Annotated in this window: 1 rRNA gene; it reads left to right on the top strand. The window is 55.5% G+C overall.

The features are described from left to right. Window positions 1-1,116, top strand: a 23S ribosomal RNA gene (locus AB0H54_RS33425); the annotation flags it as partial.

A 1,116-nucleotide genomic window follows, 5' to 3' on the forward strand; every position in this document is an offset into this window, starting at 1 on the left:
GAGCTGGGTGGGGTCGCAGAGACCAGAGAGAAGCGACTGTTTACTAAAAACACAGGTCCGTGCGAAGTCGTAAGACGATGTATACGGACTGACGCCTGCCCGGTGCCGGAAGGTTAAGAGGACCGGTTAGCGCTTCGGCGCGAAGCTGAGAATTTAAGCCCCGGTAAACGGCGGTGGTAACTATAACCATCCTAAGGTAGCGAAATTCCTTGTCGGGTAAGTTCCGACCTGCACGAATGGCGTAACGACTTCTCTGCTGTCTCAACCACAGACTCGGCGAAATTGCATTACGAGTAAAGATGCTCGTTACGCGCGGCAGGACGAAAAGACCCCGGGACCTTCACTATAGCTTGGTATTGGTGTTCGGTACGGTTTGTGTAGGATAGGTGGGAGACTTTGAAGCGGGTACGCCAGTATTCGTGGAGTCGTCGTTGAAATACCACTCTGATCGTATTGGACTTCTAACCTCGGACCATGATCTGGTTCAGGGACAGTGCCTGGTGGGTAGTTTAACTGGGGCGGTTGCCTCCCAAAATGTAACGGAGGCGCCCAAAGGTTCCCTCAGCCTGGTTGGCAATCAGGTGTCGAGTGCAAGTGCACAAGGGAGCTTGACTGTGAGAGTGACAGCTCGAGCAGGGACGAAAGTCGGGACTAGTGATCCGGCACCGGCAAGTGGAAGCGGTGTCGCTCAACGGATAAAAGGTACCCCGGGGATAACAGGCTGATCTTCCCCAAGAGTCCATATCGACGGGATGGTTTGGCACCTCGATGTCGGCTCGTCGCATCCTGGGGCTGGAGTAGGTCCCAAGGGTTGGGCTGTTCGCCCATTAAAGCGGCACGCGAGCTGGGTTTAGAACGTCGTGAGACAGTTCGGTCTCTATCCGCCGCGCGCGTTAGAAACTTGAGGAAGGCTGTCCCTAGTACGAGAGGACCGGGACGGACGAACCTCTGGTGTGCCAGTTGTTCCGCCAGGAGCACTGCTGGTTGGCTACGTTCGGAAGGGATAACCGCTGAAAGCATCTAAGCGGGAAGCCTGTTCCAAGATGAGGTTTCTCTCCCACTTGATGGGTTAAGGCCCCCTACAGACCATGGGGTTGATAGGCCGGAACTGGAAGC

It is taken from the genome of Nocardia sp. NPDC050718, assembly GCF_040654235.1.
Classification (GTDB): Bacteria; Actinomycetota; Actinomycetes; order Mycobacteriales; family Mycobacteriaceae; genus Nocardia.